Source organism: Agrobacterium sp. GW821-FHT02D03 (genome assembly GCF_059421725.1).
The window spans coordinates 664,148-680,000 of record NZ_JBWKVN010000002.1; the positions used below are offsets into that span (position 1 = coordinate 664,148).

Genomic DNA, 15,853 nt, shown 5'->3' on the forward strand with positions numbered 1-15,853 from the left:
GTTTGATCTCTCGCTTCCTTGATATCAGCTGGCGAGCGTCACGTGCTTGACCGACTGATAGGCGGACAAACCCCATGGTCCCAATTCCCGGCCGATGCCACTTGCCTTGAAGCCTCCCCATGCCGTGTTCGGGAAGATGATCTGTGCGCTATTGACCCAGATATGGCCGGCATCCAGGCGGTCGGCCACAGAAGCCGCCTGCTGGCGATCCGTCCCAACGACAGTTGCTGCAAGTCCGAAATCCGTGTCATTGGCGATATCGATCGCTTCCTCCACACTCGAAAAGCTGCGCAAAGCGAGGACCGGTCCAAAAATTTCCTCACGCCAGACGGGGTGATCCATCGGAACATTTCGATAAACCGTCGGAGCGACGAAGAAGCCATCTTGGCCACGGATGGCGGTCCCGCCGACCAGACATTCCAGCCCATCTTTGGCAGCTTGCTCCAGTATAGCCGTGACTTTGGCAAATTGGGGGGCGTTCATAAGCGGACCCATTGCCGCCTCTGGCATGTCATGGCCCCCGACCGCGAGACTGTGAACCTTGGCGACGAGCGCCTTGACGAACTCGTCTGCGATCTTCTCCGATACTAACAATCTTGATGTCGCTGAACACATCTGACCGCAGTTGAAGAAAATCCCGGCAGCGGCGATTTCGACGGCCTGCATAATATCCGAATCGTCAAGAATGATAATGGGCGACTTGCCGCCGAGTTCTAGCGAAACTGGTACGTTGCGCCGTGCAGCCGCGGCCATCACGCGGGTACCGGTCGCATTGGATCCGGTGAAAGAGATTTTGCGGAAACGCCTGTCGGCGCAAAGAGCCGCACCGACGTCACCAGCGCCCGGCACAATATTCAGGACGCCATCGGGGAGACCCACTTCAATTGCCAGATCACCATAGACGAGTTCGGCCAAAGTCGTGAATTCAGACGGTTTCAAAACCGCAGTGCAGCCCGCCGCCAACGCTGGTGCAAGCTTCCATGCTGCCGTGACCATCGGAAAATTCCACGGCACGATCAGTGCGACCGGGCCGACGGGCTCGAAATAGGTCGCGCCCTCTAGGCCGTCCGATGCAAGTTCGACCGATTGCCCCTGCTTTTCGTCCAGTCCTTCGGCAAGCTCAGCATAATAATCAAATGTCGCAGACGCGTCATCGACATCGATCTCGGCCTCGAAACGCGGCTTTCCGCTATTGAGCATCTGCAAGGCGACCAATTGCGATTTGCGCGCCTGTAGTCCTTTGGCAATCTCACGGAGGAACCCGGCTCGCTCACGTCCACTTGTCCGTCGCCAGGTGGAGAAGGTGCGCGCTGCGGCCACCGCTGCATCTTCCACCTGCGCTATCGAAGAGGGCACGAAAGCAGCGAACGCCTTGCCGCTGGATGGATCGATTGCCTCTATAGAAGACTGTGCAGCACCGTCGACCCAGCATCCATCGATAAAGACGCTCTTCTCACGATCAAGAAATTCAGGCGGAACCTGAAGACGTGCCGGGCGAGTGAATGTCGTCATAGCGGGAACCCCATTTTATGTACCATGCTTATCCAGAGTTTGCGCCAGCCGCCTTTCTGGTCCACCTCGTCCAGCGCGTACATCGTGGTCTTCGCGCCGATCCAACGGAAGGGCTCCGGCGGAATCCAGTTCGGTTGGGTGCGGACGAAATCCAGATCGAGATCCGGGTTGCTCTTGCCGTCGAGAATATCGAGGCCGATGGCAGCACCGAAGCGGGTGGCGGTAACGCCGAAGCCGGAATAGCCCCCTGCATAGATGCCTTTCCCGCCATAGTAGCGCTGAAAATGCACAGCAAGACGCATGGTGAGATCGATGGGACCGGACCATGCATGGGTGAACTTAACATCGCCCAGCTGCGGGAAGGTTTTGAAGAAATAACCCGCCAGACGCTCATAGGTCTCGATTTTGCGGTCTTGCGCAGGATCGGTGTTGTTATTGAAAAAGTAGCCGACCCGGCCACCGAAGATGATCCGGTTGTCGCGCGTCAAGCGCATGTAGTTCAACTGGGTACGGGTATCGTAGATGCCTTGGCGATTTTTCCAGCCGAGACGCGAAAGCTGCTCGTCCGTCAGCGGTTCAGTCGCCAGAACCCGGTCACGCACCGAGACGATCCGTCGCTTGATGTTCTTATGCCCGGCATTCCAGGCATTGGTCGCAAAAAGCACTTTCGGGGCCTTGATGCTCCCATCATGGGTGATGACGGTCATAGTCGAGCCATTATCTTCCACCCCCGTCATCGGGGTATGTTCGTAAATGCGAACGCCAAGGCTGAGCGCGGTTCGTTTCAGTCCCCATGCAAGTTTTGCCGGATGCACCGTGCCGCTCCGCTCCTTCGACCACAGGCCTCCATCAAACAACGGGGATGCGACTTCGCTGCGCGTCTGCTCTCGGTTCATCAAAATAACGTTGTGGCCGTATCGCTTTGCGAGTTCGAATTCTTCCTGAAGCTCGTCCAGCCCCGTTGGTCCGATGGAAACGGTCATCTCGCCCGACCACTCCAGATCGGCGTCGATCTGGTGGTCCAGGATGGTCTGCGTCCAACCATCAAGGTTGGCCTTGCCGAGACGTTCCAGCGCTGGAAGATCGTTGGGAAAAATCCTGTTGGCGTTGATCAGGCCATGCATGACGGAGGTGGAAACAATACCACCGGGCCTGCCGGATGCGCCGTGCCCCACCTTTCGCGCTTCGATGATGACGACATCGCGCGCCGGATTGGCCTGTTTAGCCAGAATGGCTGCCCACAGTCCGGTGAACCCACCGCCGACGATGGCAAGGTCGGCATCGGTGCGGCCCACCAGATGCGGCTCGCTGGATGGTGCCAGCGGATTATCGAGCCAGAACGGGTACAATGTGGCGTCGGATAACGCCCTGCGGATTGCGGTCATTTCGAATAGGCTCCGAGGAGTTTCGGAAGATCGCCGAAGCGCGCGACAAGCGAAAAGATGACGACGGTCACGAACACGAAGAAGATCGATGCAGACGCCATGACGGGCGTGTAGCCGTAGCGCAGCGAATTGAAAATCTTCATCGGCAGCGTTTCGAGAACGGGTCCGACCGTCATGTAGGCCACCAGATATTCGTTCAGCGAAACGACGAAAGCGAAGGCAAAGCCGGAAATCAGGTAGGGCCGAACCAGAGGCAGGACGACGGTTCGCAGGATCGCACGATTATCCGCTCCCATCGTGGCCGCCGCCTCGGTGAGGCTGCTTTCGAGAGAGCTGAAGCCAAGAGAGAGCGAAACCAGTGGCAGCGAAACAAGGAAAATGCCGTGGCTGACCACGACAGTCCAATATTGTCCGTAAAGGCCGGACTGCGTCCAGAACGACAAAAAGCCCATGGCCGTGATCACCGGCGGGAGAAGGAACGGCATGAGCCCGATCGCCACAACAACCTTGACGATGCCCAGCCGGTAACGCCAATTGAACCACGCCAGCGGGAAAGCGATGATGACCGCGAAACTCGCTGAAAGAAGCGCGATGATGCCGCTGTTGAGCAGGGCGCTTGACCAATCCGGCATCCGAAAAAGATCGAGATACCAGCCGACATTGAAGCCCTGCGGAGGGAAGGTCAGTGCTTTTTTCTGATTGATCGATACACCCATCACGACGATCAGCGGGGCGGCCATGACGGCAGCAAGCACGGTGAAAAAGACGCGGCGCACAAGGGTTTGGTTCATTGTGTCTGCTCCTTGCGACCGAAGAGGACGATGGTTCCGACAATCAGCAACGTCGCAATGACAAGGAAAACGGCAAGTGCTGCGGCAAAGGGGATGTTCGACTGCATCAGCGCCTGATCGCTGATGGCGACGGAAAGCGTCCAATGCTGCGGCCGTCCAAGAATTTGCGGCATCAGATAAGTGCCGAGGGTAAACACCATGATCATCAGGAAGGTCGTGATGATCGCGTTGCGCTGCATGGGCAGCACCACGGTGAAAAATGTGCGCAGCGGCGATGTGCCGAGCGTTCGCGCCGCTTCCTCGATATGAGGATCGACGCGTGACAGGATCGGAAACAGAACAAGCACCGCATAGGGGAAAGCCGTGTAGGTAACACCCGCAACCAATGCTCCAAGCCCCGGCGCATAGGATGTTGGCCGGTCGATCAATCCGACCCAGACAAGAAAATTGCTGACCCCGGCCGTCCGCGACAGGAGTGTGGACCATGCAAAACCGATGATCGATTCCGACAGAGACAAGATCGATAGAAGGAAAATGAGCCAGCATACCTGTGTGGAACGCGGCGCATTGACCAGAAGGTAGGAAAACGGGAACGCGATCAGGATCGAGATGGCCGCGACACCAAGCGCGAGCCCGAAGGAGGAAACCAAAAGCCAGCCGAAGAAAGGGCTGAGCAAACGCCGGTAGTTCTCCAGCGTCATCAGGTTTTCAGTCAGTCCAGCGCCCGCATTCTTCTGAAAGGATGCGAAGATCATCGATCCAAACGGCACCACGAAAAACAGGATGAGGAGTGCTGTCGGCACTATGAGCGGCATGTAACCTGAAAGCGATTGAGGCTTTGAAACGGTCATGGTTCACCCCAGAACAACGCAGGAGGAACCCGGAACGTGAACATGGACGGTTTGCCCAATAGACAGCATGCTTTCCTGCCTTGACGGCAGAGCGACGATGATATCCTTTTCCAGACCATCGACGGAAACATTGACCTCGACCGCTGCACCGAGATGTCTGGTGAATGCGACACGTCCCGAAACGCTGCTGTTACTGGCTTCGCGACGCAGTTCCAGGTCTTCGGGGCGCACGGAGAAGACGACTTTTCCTGATGGCGGCGCAGTGGAAATTTCGACGTTGCCACCAGGCACGCTGATACGTCCGGGAGATGTCACAGTCCCTTCGATGAGGTTGGCAACACCAATGAAATCGGCAACGAAGGCATTGGCAGGATTGCGGTAAATCTCCAGTGGCGGAGCGACCTGCTGTATGATTCCACCGGACATCACGACCACGACGTCGGCTGTCGTCATGGCCTCACGCTGGTCATGGGTCACAAGGAATGTGGTAATGCCAAGGTCTTGCTGGAGGCGCTTCAGTTCCACCTGCATGGCTTCGCGAAGTTTCGCATCAAGCGCCGACATCGGTTCGTCGAGCAGAAAGAGCTTCGGCTTCAGGGCAAGTGCGCGTGCAATGGCGATGCGTTGCCGCTGACCGCCGGACAGCTGGGTGATGGCACGATCCGCAACACCCGGCAAATGCACCAGTTTGAGCAGCCGCTCCACTTCCTGTCTCTGCACGTCCTTTCCAGCTCCGCGTATGCGCAACGGATAGGCAATGTTTTCACCCACGGATAAATGAGGAAAGAGCGCGAGGGACTGAAACACCATGCCGAAGTCCCTCAAATGCGCAGGGACATGAGTGATATCACGGTCATCCAGTGCGATCGTTCCAGAGGAAGCGGTTTCCAGGCCGGCAATGATACGCAACAGGGTGGACTTGCCGCAGCCGGAAGGACCGAGCAAGCAGACGAACTGCCCGTTCTCGACATTGAGCGAAATCTTGCTCAGCGCGTCGACTGGACCATAGCTCTTGTTGAGATTTTGGATCGCCAATCCGGACATGTCTTCACCTCTGGGCAAGCGATGTGAATGCGCTCATTCACATCGCGATTGGTCATTCGATACGATGGCAGGATCAGCCCTGCTGCATCTCGCTCCAGACCTGATTTATGAAGTCCGTCTTCAAAGCCTGCATTTCATAATGCGGAGTGATCGGATCGATGGTGGACGAAACGGATTCGAATTCCTCGTCGGTCAGATCTGTCAGGGCGCGGTCTACGATCGGTGCGCTTCCGAGCTTGCGGGCAAGTTTTGCCTGCGTCGATGGTTGAGACATGTAGTCGATGTAGACATAGGCGAGATCGAGCGAAGAGGCTGCAGCTTTCGTCACGGCCCAGGAGCCGTAATCGTAGATACCGCCTTCGATTGGCATGGTGGAGCGAACCGGGAAGCCGTCCTTGACTGCAAGCCTGGTCACGTCGTGGTAGTATTGGCCCATAGGGATTTCGCCGGATTTCAGCGCCTGTTCGAACTGCGCTTCGTCGCGGTACCACAAGCGCACATTCGGCTTGAGCTCGCCAACCTTGGCACAGGCTTCGCGGATTCCGTCGTCCGTATCTAGATGTTTGATGCCACCGAAGTAAGTCTTTGACGCTACTTCAAGCAGGTATGAGTTACCGACATTGGCGAGCAGGCCGAGGCTGTCCTTGTATTTCGGATCCCAAATATCCTTCCACGATGTCGGTGCTTCCTTGTAGACATCCGTGTTCGAAACGAGCGTGATGTACCAACTCGTAGCTCCGACGGAGACGACCTCGCCAGCACTGTTCGTCCGCACCAGACTTGGCTTGACGTTCTTCAAGTTAGGGAGCTTTTTGGTGTCTAGCGGAGCCCACAGCCCGGAATTGATACCGCGAATGAGCGGCACCCCAGCCATCATGGAGATATCCACCGGAGACTTGCCCGCTTTTGCCGCCTGCTCCAGCTGAACCAGCCACACCTCGCCCGTCGGCTCTGCCACGCTTTCGACCGCGATTCCTGTTGCTGCGGTAAAATCCGGAAAAATCTCCGCGTCGAATGTATCTTTGAAGTAACCGCCGTATAAGCCGATGCGCAGCTTCTTATCCTGCGCCCGCGCTATGTTTGGAAAGCCGCCGATCAATGGCGCAGCGCTAAAAGCCGTGAGACCTGCAAGAAGTGTACGGCGCCCGATAGGCGTATTGATGACGTTGCCTTTAGTCATGGTGCTCCCCTTTTTTTGGCATCCATTAAGAAATCATGGTCCGCCATCAGGCCTCGGAAATACATAGGAAACTGGCAGCTCATCACTTCGGGAAAATCGGAAGTAAGTTGCTAACGATGATCTCTATGGTCAGTCTGGTTGATCAGGAGACATCCAGCCATGACCGAGCACGACCATCTGAAAGCCCTTCGCGAAAAATACGGTAATGCCTCTGGCGGCGACATATTCGACCCCCAGTTTCGCGAGGTCGCCAATGCGCAATTCACCGATGGTGACAAACGCAAGTGGCCGTTCGCAGGTATTCCGACGCTTCTGGATGCTCCTCCTATGCCTGATGCAGGCCAGAGCGACGATTTCGGCGGGCTCGATATTGCGCTTGTCGGAGTGCCGATGGATCTTGGTGTTACCAATCGCAATGGTAGCCGTTTCGGGCCGAGGGCAGTACGTTCTATAGAACGCGTCGGTCCCTATGATCATGTGCTGCGCGTGTCTCCCATGAGCAAGGCAAAGATTGCCGACATCGGTGATGTGCCCATGCAAAGCCGATACGATCTCGCAAAGTGCCACGAGGATATCGAACTATTCTATCGACGGATGGTCAAAGCAGGCGTTCGTCCACTCAGCGTCGGCGGCGATCACTCGATCACATCGTCGATCCTCAAAGCTGTTGGCGCAAAAGAGCCGGTTGGGCTGATCCATATCGATGCACATTGTGACACTGCCGGTCCATACGAAGGAACCAAATTCCAGCATGGAGGGCCGTTCCGATTGGCCGTGCTGGACGGCGTTCTCGACCCACGCCGAACCATCCAGATCGGCATCCGCGGCCCTGCGGAATATCTGTGGGAGTTTTCCTACGAAAGCGGCATGACTGTCGTTCACGCGGAGGACGTGGGCGAGACCAGCCTACCCAATATCATCCAGAAGGCGCGGGAGATCGTCGGGGGCGGTCCGACATATATCTCTTTCGATATCGATAGCGTCGATCCCGGCTTTGCGCCTGGCACCGGCACGCCTGAAGTCGGCGGCCTGCAACCTCGCGAAGTGCTGCAAATCCTACGCGGTCTGCAGGGATTGAACATCGTGGGTGGCGACGTTGTGGAAGTGGCCCCGCAATACGACTCCACAACGAATACGGCGCACATAGCAGCGCAGGTTCTACACACCATCCTCTGCCTGATGGTCGAAACGTAAAACGGCCCGAGACTCATAATTTCGGCCAATCAACTGCAGGGGGGATATACGAATGCGCAATTTTCAGAAAACCACACGTTCTATCGCCGTTTCGACAAAGGCCATGGCGGCGACATCACATCCTTCCGCAACACTGACGGCGATCAATATCTTACAGGCTGGCGGCAACGCAATGGATGCGGCAATTGCCGCGTGCGCCGTTCAATGCGTGGTCGAACCAGGCTCAACTGGAATTGGTGGCGACTGTTTCGCACTTTATGCGCCTGATGGCGGAGATAAGGTTCTTGCCTATAATGGCTCGGGGCGGACACCGGCTGCGCTGACGGTGGAATGGTTCGAAGAACGTGGATTGACCGAAGTTCCGCGCCAATCTCCATCCGCAGTTACTGTTCCCGGTGCGATCGACGCATGGACCACACTACACGCCGATCACGGAAAGCTGCCATTCGCCGACGTTCTTGCACCTGCGATCCGCTATGCGGAGGAAGGTTATGCGATTACGCCACGGGTTCACAGAGACTGGTCGCTTGAGGAAAAGCTTCTTTCACAGGATGGGGCGGCCGCCGATATCTTTTTGCCAAATGGCCGGGCTCCACGCGTCGGAGAGGTTCATCGCCAGCCTCGCCTAGCTGCAACGCTTCGTACGATAGCTGAGAAAGGTCGTGACGGTTTTTACAAGGGGCCGATTGCCGCCGATATGGTGGATCATCTGCAGTCGCTGGGAGGGCTGCACACGCTTGAAGACTTCGCTTCTGCCAAGGGCGAATATGTTACACCTGTCACGACGGATTTCCGCGATTATACCGTCCATGAGTGCCCGCCCAATGGTCAGGGCATCATCGCGCTGCTCATTCTGAGTATCCTGTCGCACTTTGGCACCGACCATCCGGCAACATCGGCAGACCGACTTCATCTTGAGGTCGAAGCGACGCGGCTGGCCTATGCTGCGCGAGACGAATGGGTAGCGGATCCAAGCAAGGCTGATGTTCCTGTCAAGGAAATGCTTTCGAAGGATTTCGCGGCGAAGCTGGCAGCGATGATCGATCTTAATAAGGCAATGACTGATCTGCCAGATTTCGAAATGCCGCTCCATCGAGACACCGTTTATATTTCGGTTATCGACAAGGATCGCAATGCGGTGAGCTTCATCAACTCCATTTTCGATTGCTTCGGGTCTGGAATCGTCGCGCCTCAATCCGGTGTCATCTTGCATAATCGGGCACAAAGCTTCTCTTTGAAGAGAGCACATCCGAACATGATCGCACCAGGTAAACGTCCACAACACACCATCATTCCAGGCATGGTCACCAGACATGGCCGCACCGAGATGTCGTTCGGGGTGATGGGGGGCTATTATCAGGCCATGGGCCATGCGCACCTCATTTCGAAGGTGGTGGATTACGGCATGGATCTGCAGGACGCCATCGATCTGCCTCGTCTCATTCCTGCGAGCGGACACGCTCCGCGTATCGAAGTAGAACACACTGTGCCCGCGGAAACGGTTACGGAACTGACACGTCGCGGTTTTGAGATTGTCCCTGCGCAAGATCCCATCGGGGGCGCCCAGATCATTCGCATTGATTGGGAGAATGGCACCCTCACGGGTGCATCGGAATCGAGAAAAGATGGCATGGCGCTTGGCCTATGAACAGGCTCTCTTTCCCTGACGACGGGGATGATCCTGACGACTGCCAAAAACGGACAAGAGGGAACTGAATATCATGCAGAATCTGGAAATTGCATCACGCCGCTCGGAAGCCATTTCGCGTGGTGTCGGCGTCACCACGCAGATTTATGCCGACAAGGCACAGAACGCGGAAATATGGGATGTCGAAGGCCGCCGTTACATTGACTTTGCGGCGGGTATCGCAGTGGTCAACACCGGCCATCGTCACCCCAAGGTCATTGCTGCTGTAAAAGATCAGCTCGACCACTTCACGCACACCTGCCATCAGGTCGTCCCCTATGAAAACTACGTTCGTCTCGCCGAGCGCCTGAACGATCTCGTTCCTGGCGATTTCAAGAAGAAGACGATCTTCGTCACCACGGGCGCAGAAGCGGTTGAAAACGCGGTCAAGATTGCGCGCGCTGCCACCAATCGTTCCGCAGTCATCGCTTTTACCGGCGGGTTCCATGGCCGCACTTTCATGGGCATGGCGCTGACAGGCAAGGTCGTCCCTTACAAGAACGGTTTCGGCCCCATGGTGCCGGACGTTTTTCACGTCCCCTTCCCGGTGGAACTGCATGGTCAGACCATGGAAGATTCTCTTGCCGTTCTGGACAAGATGTTCAAGGCAGATGTCGATCCCAGCCGGGTCGCTGCCTTTATTGTCGAGCCTGTGCAGGGCGAAGGCGGCTTCTACGAAGTCCCACGCGCATTCATGCAGAAGCTGCGGGAAATTGCCGACAAGCACGGTATTGTGCTGATTGCGGATGAGGTCCAGACCGGCTTTGCCCGGACCGGCAAGCTGTTCGCCATGGAACATTATGGCGTCGCGGCCGATCTCACCACCATGGCGAAGGGTCTTGGCGGCGGCTTCCCTATTGCCGCCGTTACCGGTCGCGCGGACATCATGGACGCCCCCGGCCCTGGTGGCCTGGGTGGCACCTATGGCGGCAACCCGATCGGTATCGCAGCAGGCAATGCCGTTCTCGATGTCATAGAGGAAGAAAACCTCAACGAGCGTGCGGGCTCTCTTGGCAACCGCCTGAAACAGAAGCTCCAGTCGCTTCGCGAAGCCGTGCCGCAGATTGCCGATATTCGCGGGCCGGGCTTCATGAACGCAGTCGAGTTCAACCTCCCAGGCACCAGGACGCCGAATGCGGACTTCACCAACAAGGTCCGTGAGCGCGCCCTGCAGAAAGGTCTCATCCTGCTGACATGTGGCGTTTACGGGAACGTCATCCGTTTCCTTGCTCCCATCACCATCCAGGATGACGTGTTCAACGAAGCGCTTTTCATTCTCGAAACGACACTTCGCGAATGTGCGTCGGAGGCTTGATCGATGACAATATCGAAAAAACTACTTAAAGTTGAAAGACCCTTCGCTTGCAATCGATAAGGCGTTGATTGACGGCGTGTGGCTTGAAGCAGGCGATGGCGGAACGGCGTTCGACGTCACCAATCCATCAACCGGCGATGTCATCGCAACGCTACCGGATCTGGGGCGCGCGGAAACCGCGCGTGCCATTGATGCGGCATATAAGGCGCAGAAACTGTGGGCGTCAAAAACCGGCAAGGAACGTGCCGGCATTTTGCGCAAGCTGTTCGATCTTCTGGTTGCCAATGCTGATGACCTCGCCACGATCCTGACCATGGAGATGGGCAAACCGCTGGCTGAAGCGAAGGGAGAAATCCTCTACGGCGCCTCTTACGTCGAGTGGTTTGGCGAGGAAGCCAAGCGCGTCTATGGCGATACCATACCCGGCCACCAGCCGGACAAGCGCATCATCGTCATCAAGCAGCCGGTTGGCGTCGTGGCCTCCATCACGCCCTGGAATTTTCCCAACGCCATGCTGGCGCGTAAATTCGCTCCGGCAGTTGCGGCTGGATGCGCCATGGTTTCCAAACCGGCGGCGGAGACACCGCTTTCCGCACTGGCGCTTGCCGCGTTGGCGGAACGGGCGGGATTGCCAGCAGGCATCTTCAATGTCGTCCTCTCGAACGACTCTGCTTCGATCGGCAAGGAGTTCACCGATAACGAAAAGGTGCGCAAACTCACATTTACGGGCTCCACCAACGTCGGCAAAATCCTGATGCGCCAAGGTGCCGAGCAGATCATGAAGCTGGGTCTGGAACTCGGTGGCAACGCTCCCTTCATCGTCTTCGATGATGCGGATATCGATGCCGCCGTTGAAGGTGCGATGATCTCGAAATATCGCAACAACGGACAGACCTGCGTTTGCGCCAACCGCATCTACGTCCAGTCCGGCGTCTACGACGCCTTTGCGAAAAAGCTCGCCGAAAAAGTCTCTTCCATGAAGGTGGGCGATGGCTTCGAGGCGGGCGTTACCACAGGGCCGCTGATTACCGCAAAGGCATTGGAAAAGGTACAGGAGCACATTGAAGACGCAGTCTCCAAGGGCGCATCCGTTGCACTTGGCGGAAACCTAGATGAGCGCGGCGGCCTGTTCTTCCAGCCGACCGTCCTGACCGGCGTGACCAAAGACATGAAGGTCGCCTGCGAGGAAACCTTCGGCCCCGTCGCGCCGCTCTTCAAGTTCGAGACGGAGGAAGAAGTCATCGACATGGCCAACAATACCGAGTTCGGCCTGGCTTCCTATTTCTACGCGAAGGACGTGTCGAAGATCTTCCGGGTCGCCGAAGCGCTAGAATATGGCATGGTCGGCATCAATACCGGCCTCATCTCGACCGAAGTCGCCCCCTTTGGCGGCATCAAACAATCCGGCCAGGGCCGCGAGGGCTCGAAATACGGCATCGAAGACTATCTCGAGATAAAGTATCTGTGCCTGAGCATATAGCTCCGCCACAAAGAGATAGCGGCGAGTTCGCCTATTCCCGCCGCTACCACTAAGTCTGTTTCAAAATCGCTAGTTTTGTTGGGAAAATTCGGCACGCATTAGCGGATGCACCGATTGAATGAGGCATGGCCTTATCGCCTGCCTGGCGACCGCAATACAAGAACGGCCCGCCACCTGTATTTCGCTGGAAACTGAGGAAAAACGTGTGCAAAGAGCGGCGATCTCAAAGCGGAATATCTGCTGATCCAAAGGCAGTATGAGGCGTGCGATCAGCGGGCGCTCACTATGGAAGCGCTCGCTACCCCCGCTCCTCGGTGCTGGTATAGCCTTTGGCTTCAAGGAGCAGAGCACTACCGCGCCACTCTGACCACCATCCTTTTGGCTGCCTCGCTCTGTGTTTTCGAAGCGAACTGGAAGGACTTCCAATATTGTCTGACCGATCGCATAATCCGCCTGGAAGAATGGTTCCGGGGCTAAAGGTCGAGAAGATGAACCGACATTCCAGATTTATACGGAGTTGGGCGTATGCTCGCTCTCGCGCTGAACATGTGTTGCGTCGAATGATGATACCGGTTGCATAACTCTCCCATGCGATCATCATCGCGGTAGGGCGACTGCTCGTGGATCAGCCCGGCCCAGGATGGCTTTCTTTACGGCTTTCCCGATATATGGTTTGCGAGCCAATCCCCGACGGCAATCATCGATCACACTCTGAACTTGGCCCGCTGACGCCTGCCGAGTTCGCTCTAACCATCAACCCACGACGTGATGCGAGTTCAAGTCGCCGGACGGCTTCGCGCCGCAACACGCCGCTACTGCCTAGAACACGACAACCAAAACCGCCGGAGCGGACTTGAAACGGGCTGAGACATGTAGGGCAAGGTCACGTTAAACCGCCCATGGTTTTCGTGCTAGCGGCGCACGAGGCGCAAAACGCAAGAAAGCCCTCCTTTTGGGAGGGCTTGATACATTAAAATTTTTTAGAATTTTCTGGTTGCGGGGGCAGGATTTGAACCTGCGGCCTTCAGGTTATGAGCCTGACGAGCTACCGGGCTGCTCCACCCCGCGTTAATTATGAGCGACCGCAGCGCAAGGGCCCGGTTGTTTTTGTTTTGCCGGTCCTCGAAGGCTTTTGCCTTCTGCGGATCGGCGGGGGCTGCTCCACCCCGCGTTGACTGCTACCCGATTTGGATCGGGATATGTCTTAGAATTGGATAAAGCCGCTTTGAGGGCGGCTTTTGCATTCGGCTTGTGCCGAGAGGTTTTGTGATTGAGAAGATATTTTGAGTTGCGTTTAGCAGACCTGGCAGCGACCTACTCTCCCGCGTCTTAAGACGGAGTACCATTGGCGCTGGGGCGTTTCACGGCCGTGTTCGGAATGGGAACGGGTGCAGCCGCCCCGCGATAACCACCAGGTCGGCAAAACGCAACTGGCATGAGCTTTGGCTCATGCTGTTGTATCGAGAAGCTGGAGAGCTTTTGGCTCTATTTGATATGAACACGTGATGCGATCGAGTTTTATTCGATGAGCATGAACAATGGGAACGAAGAAGTCGCTCGAGCTATTAGTAACGGTAAGCTTCATGCATTACTGCACTTCCACACCCGTCCTATCGACGTGGTCGTCTTCCACGGCTCTGATAGGGAACACTCGTTTTCAGGTTGGTTTCCCGCTTAGATGCCTTCAGCGGTTATCCATTCCGTATATAGCTACTCTGCTATGCCCTTGGCAGGACAACAGATCCACCAGAGATACGTCCATCCCGGTCCTCTCGTACTAGGGACAGATCCTGTCAATATTCCTACACCCACGGCAGATAGGGACCGAACTGTCTCACGACGTTCTGAACCCAACTCACGTACCGCTTTAAATGGCGAACAGCCATACCCTTGGGACCTGCTCCAGCCCCAGGATGCGATGAGTCGACATCGAGGTGCCAAACAACCCCGTCGATATGGACTCTTGGGGGTCATCAGCCTGTTATCCCCGGCGTACCTTTTATCCGTTGAGCGATGGCCCTTCCACACGGGACCACCGGATCACTATGACCGACTTTCGTCTCTGCTCGACTTGTCAGTCTCGCAGTCAGGCTAGCTTATGCCATTGCACTCGACGACCGATTTCCGACCGGTCTGAGCTAACCATCGCGCGCCTCCGTTACTCTTTCGGAGGCGACCGCCCCAGTCAAACTACCCACCATACACTGTCCCGGATCCGGATAACGGACCGCGGTTAGACATCCACGAAGATAAGGGTGGTATTTCAAGGATGGCTCCACAGGAACTGGCGTCCCTGCTTCAAAGCCTACCACCTATCCTACACATGCCTTGGCGAATGCCAGTGTAAAGCTATAGTAAAGGTGCACGGGGTCTTTCCGTCTGACCGCAGGAACCCCGCATCTTCACGGGGAATTCAATTTCACTGAGTCTATGTTGGAGACAGCGGGGAAGTCGTTACGCCATTCGTGCAGGTCGGAACTTACCCGACAAGGAATTTCGCTACCTTAGGACCGTTATAGTTACGGCCGCCGTTTACTGGGGCTTCAGTTCAAAGCTTGCACCTCTCCCTTTAACCTTCCAGCACCGGGCAGGCGTCAGACCCTATACGTCGTATTGCTACTTCGCAGAGCCCTGTGTTTTTGATAAACAGTCGCTACCCCCTGGTCTGTGCCACCCCATCACACTTGCGTGCAAAAGGGTCACGCTTCTTCCGAAGTTACGCGTGCAATTTGCCGAGTTCCTTCAACATAGTTCTCTCAAGCGCCTTGGTATACTCTACCTGACCACCTGTGTCGGTTTCGGGTACGGTCTATACGGTGGAGCTATTTCCTGGAACCTCTTCGCCGCCCAACCAATCCAATAAGGTTGAACAACACACAAGATCCGTCACTACCACCAGGCCCACGAATATTAACGTGGTTCCCATCGACTACGCGTGTCCGCCTCGTCTTAGGGGCCGGCTAACCCTGCTCAGATTAACTTTAAGCAGGAACCCTTGGTCTTTCGGCGAGGGAGTCTCTCACTCCCTTTATCGTTACTCATGTCAACATTCGCACTTCCGATATCTCCAGCAGCCCTCACGGGTCCGCCTTCACAGACTTACGGAACGCTCCGCTACCACACAACTTACGTTGTATCCTCAGCTTCGGTGCATGGCTTTAGCCCCGTTACATTTTCGGCGCAAAGACCCTTATTTAGACCAGTGAGCTGTTACGCTTTCTTTAAATGATGGCTGCTTCTAAGCCAACATCCTGGTTGTTTTGGGATCCTCACATCCTTTCCCACTTAGCCATGACTTGGGGACCTTAGCTGGAGGTCAGGGTTGTTGCCCTCTTCACGACGGACGTTAGCACCCGCCGTGTGTCTGCCGACTAGTACTCCTCGGTATTCGGAGTTTGGTTAGGATCAGTAAGA

The 15,853-nt window shown here is 56.2% G+C and carries 9 protein-coding genes, 1 tRNA gene, 2 rRNA genes and 1 pseudogene (1 of these 13 only partly in view); 4 read left to right on the top strand and 9 right to left on the bottom strand.

Annotated features, from left to right (window positions below):
* Positions 1-24 precede the first annotated feature (24 nt).
* The 6 genes from AC07U5_RS16495 to AC07U5_RS16520 all read right to left on the bottom strand — a co-directional run bounded on the left by AC07U5_RS16495 (position 25) and on the right by AC07U5_RS16520 (position 6,763).
* Positions 25-1,512 (bottom strand): aldehyde dehydrogenase family protein, encoded by a 1,488-nt coding sequence (locus AC07U5_RS16495; RefSeq protein ID WP_494723665.1) that lies wholly within the window; start codon positions 1,510-1,512, stop codon positions 25-27.
* Positions 1,509-2,897 carry an NAD(P)/FAD-dependent oxidoreductase gene (locus AC07U5_RS16500; RefSeq protein ID WP_494723666.1) on the bottom strand — a complete coding sequence of 463 codons (1,389 nt, stop codon included), beginning with the start codon at positions 2,895-2,897 and terminating at the stop codon, positions 1,509-1,511. The genes AC07U5_RS16495 and AC07U5_RS16500 overlap by 4 nt, the downstream gene beginning before the upstream one ends.
* Positions 2,894-3,688, bottom strand: a complete 795-nt coding sequence (locus AC07U5_RS16505; protein ID WP_494723667.1) for an ABC transporter permease — start codon at positions 3,686-3,688, stop codon at positions 2,894-2,896. The genes AC07U5_RS16500 and AC07U5_RS16505 overlap by 4 nt, the downstream gene beginning before the upstream one ends.
* Positions 3,685-4,539 (bottom strand): ABC transporter permease, encoded by an 855-nt coding sequence (locus tag AC07U5_RS16510; RefSeq protein WP_494723668.1) that lies wholly within the window; start codon positions 4,537-4,539, stop codon positions 3,685-3,687. Before AC07U5_RS16510 ends, AC07U5_RS16505 begins: the two co-directional genes overlap by 4 nt.
* Positions 4,540-4,542: 3 nt before the next feature.
* Positions 4,543-5,583, bottom strand: a complete 1,041-nt coding sequence (locus AC07U5_RS16515; RefSeq protein WP_494723669.1) for an ABC transporter ATP-binding protein — start codon at positions 5,581-5,583, stop codon at positions 4,543-4,545.
* A gap of 73 nt (positions 5,584-5,656) precedes the next feature.
* Entirely contained in the window at positions 5,657-6,763 is a 1,107-nt protein-coding gene (locus tag AC07U5_RS16520; protein WP_494723670.1) for an ABC transporter substrate-binding protein, read from the bottom strand.
* A gap of 159 nt (positions 6,764-6,922) precedes the next feature.
* Here AC07U5_RS16520 and speB point away from each other — a divergent pair, with 159 nt between their 5' ends.
* The 4 genes and pseudogenes from speB (at position 6,923) to AC07U5_RS16540 (ending at position 12,439) form a co-directional block, all read left to right on the top strand.
* Positions 6,923-7,957: an agmatinase gene (speB, locus tag AC07U5_RS16525; protein ID WP_494723671.1), complete on the top strand. Its 1,035-nt coding sequence runs from the start codon at positions 6,923-6,925 to the stop codon at positions 7,955-7,957.
* A gap of 52 nt (positions 7,958-8,009) precedes the next feature.
* Positions 8,010-9,605, top strand: coding sequence for a gamma-glutamyltransferase (gene ggt, locus AC07U5_RS16530; protein WP_494723672.1), 1,596 nt, complete (start codon positions 8,010-8,012; stop codon positions 9,603-9,605).
* Positions 9,606-9,678: 73 nt separating this feature from the next.
* On the top strand, positions 9,679-10,959 hold the full coding sequence (locus AC07U5_RS16535; RefSeq protein ID WP_494723673.1) for a 4-aminobutyrate--2-oxoglutarate transaminase: 1,281 nt from the start codon (positions 9,679-9,681) through the stop codon (positions 10,957-10,959).
* 3 nt (positions 10,960-10,962) lie between these two features.
* Positions 10,963-12,439 (top strand): annotated as a pseudogene (locus AC07U5_RS16540) (NAD-dependent succinate-semialdehyde dehydrogenase).
* Between the two features lie 991 nt (positions 12,440-13,430).
* Here the strand turns inward: AC07U5_RS16540 and AC07U5_RS16545 are convergent.
* From AC07U5_RS16545 to AC07U5_RS16555, 3 genes are all read right to left on the bottom strand, one after another.
* Positions 13,431-13,507, bottom strand: a tRNA-Met gene (locus AC07U5_RS16545).
* Positions 13,508-13,740: 233 nt separating this feature from the next.
* Positions 13,741-13,855: ribosomal RNA gene (rrf, locus tag AC07U5_RS16550) — 5S ribosomal RNA — on the bottom strand.
* 128 nt (positions 13,856-13,983) lie between these two features.
* Positions 13,984-15,853, bottom strand: a 23S ribosomal RNA gene (locus AC07U5_RS16555) (it continues 930 nt past the right edge of the window).

What these genes read in the sequence shown, in the direction of transcription:
- AC07U5_RS16495 (WP_494723665.1), bottom strand. Translation starts at nt 1,512, where the DNA reads ATGACGACATTCACTCGCCCGGCACGTCTTCAGGTTCCGCCTGAATTT.
- AC07U5_RS16535 (WP_494723673.1), top strand. Translation starts at nt 9,679, where the DNA reads ATGCAGAATCTGGAAATTGCATCACGCCGCTCGGAAGCCATTTCGCGT.
- AC07U5_RS16500 (WP_494723666.1), bottom strand. Translation starts at nt 2,897, where the DNA reads ATGACCGCAATCCGCAGGGCGTTATCCGACGCCACATTGTACCCGTTC.
- AC07U5_RS16520 (WP_494723670.1), bottom strand. Translation starts at nt 6,763, where the DNA reads ATGACTAAAGGCAACGTCATCAATACGCCTATCGGGCGCCGTACACTT.
- AC07U5_RS16515 (WP_494723669.1), bottom strand. Translation starts at nt 5,583, where the DNA reads ATGTCCGGATTGGCGATCCAAAATCTCAACAAGAGCTATGGTCCAGTC.
- ggt (WP_494723672.1), top strand. Translation starts at nt 8,010, where the DNA reads ATGCGCAATTTTCAGAAAACCACACGTTCTATCGCCGTTTCGACAAAG.
- speB (WP_494723671.1), top strand. Translation starts at nt 6,923, where the DNA reads ATGACCGAGCACGACCATCTGAAAGCCCTTCGCGAAAAATACGGTAAT.
- AC07U5_RS16510 (WP_494723668.1), bottom strand. Translation starts at nt 4,539, where the DNA reads ATGACCGTTTCAAAGCCTCAATCGCTTTCAGGTTACATGCCGCTCATA.
- AC07U5_RS16505 (WP_494723667.1), bottom strand. Translation starts at nt 3,688, where the DNA reads ATGAACCAAACCCTTGTGCGCCGCGTCTTTTTCACCGTGCTTGCTGCC.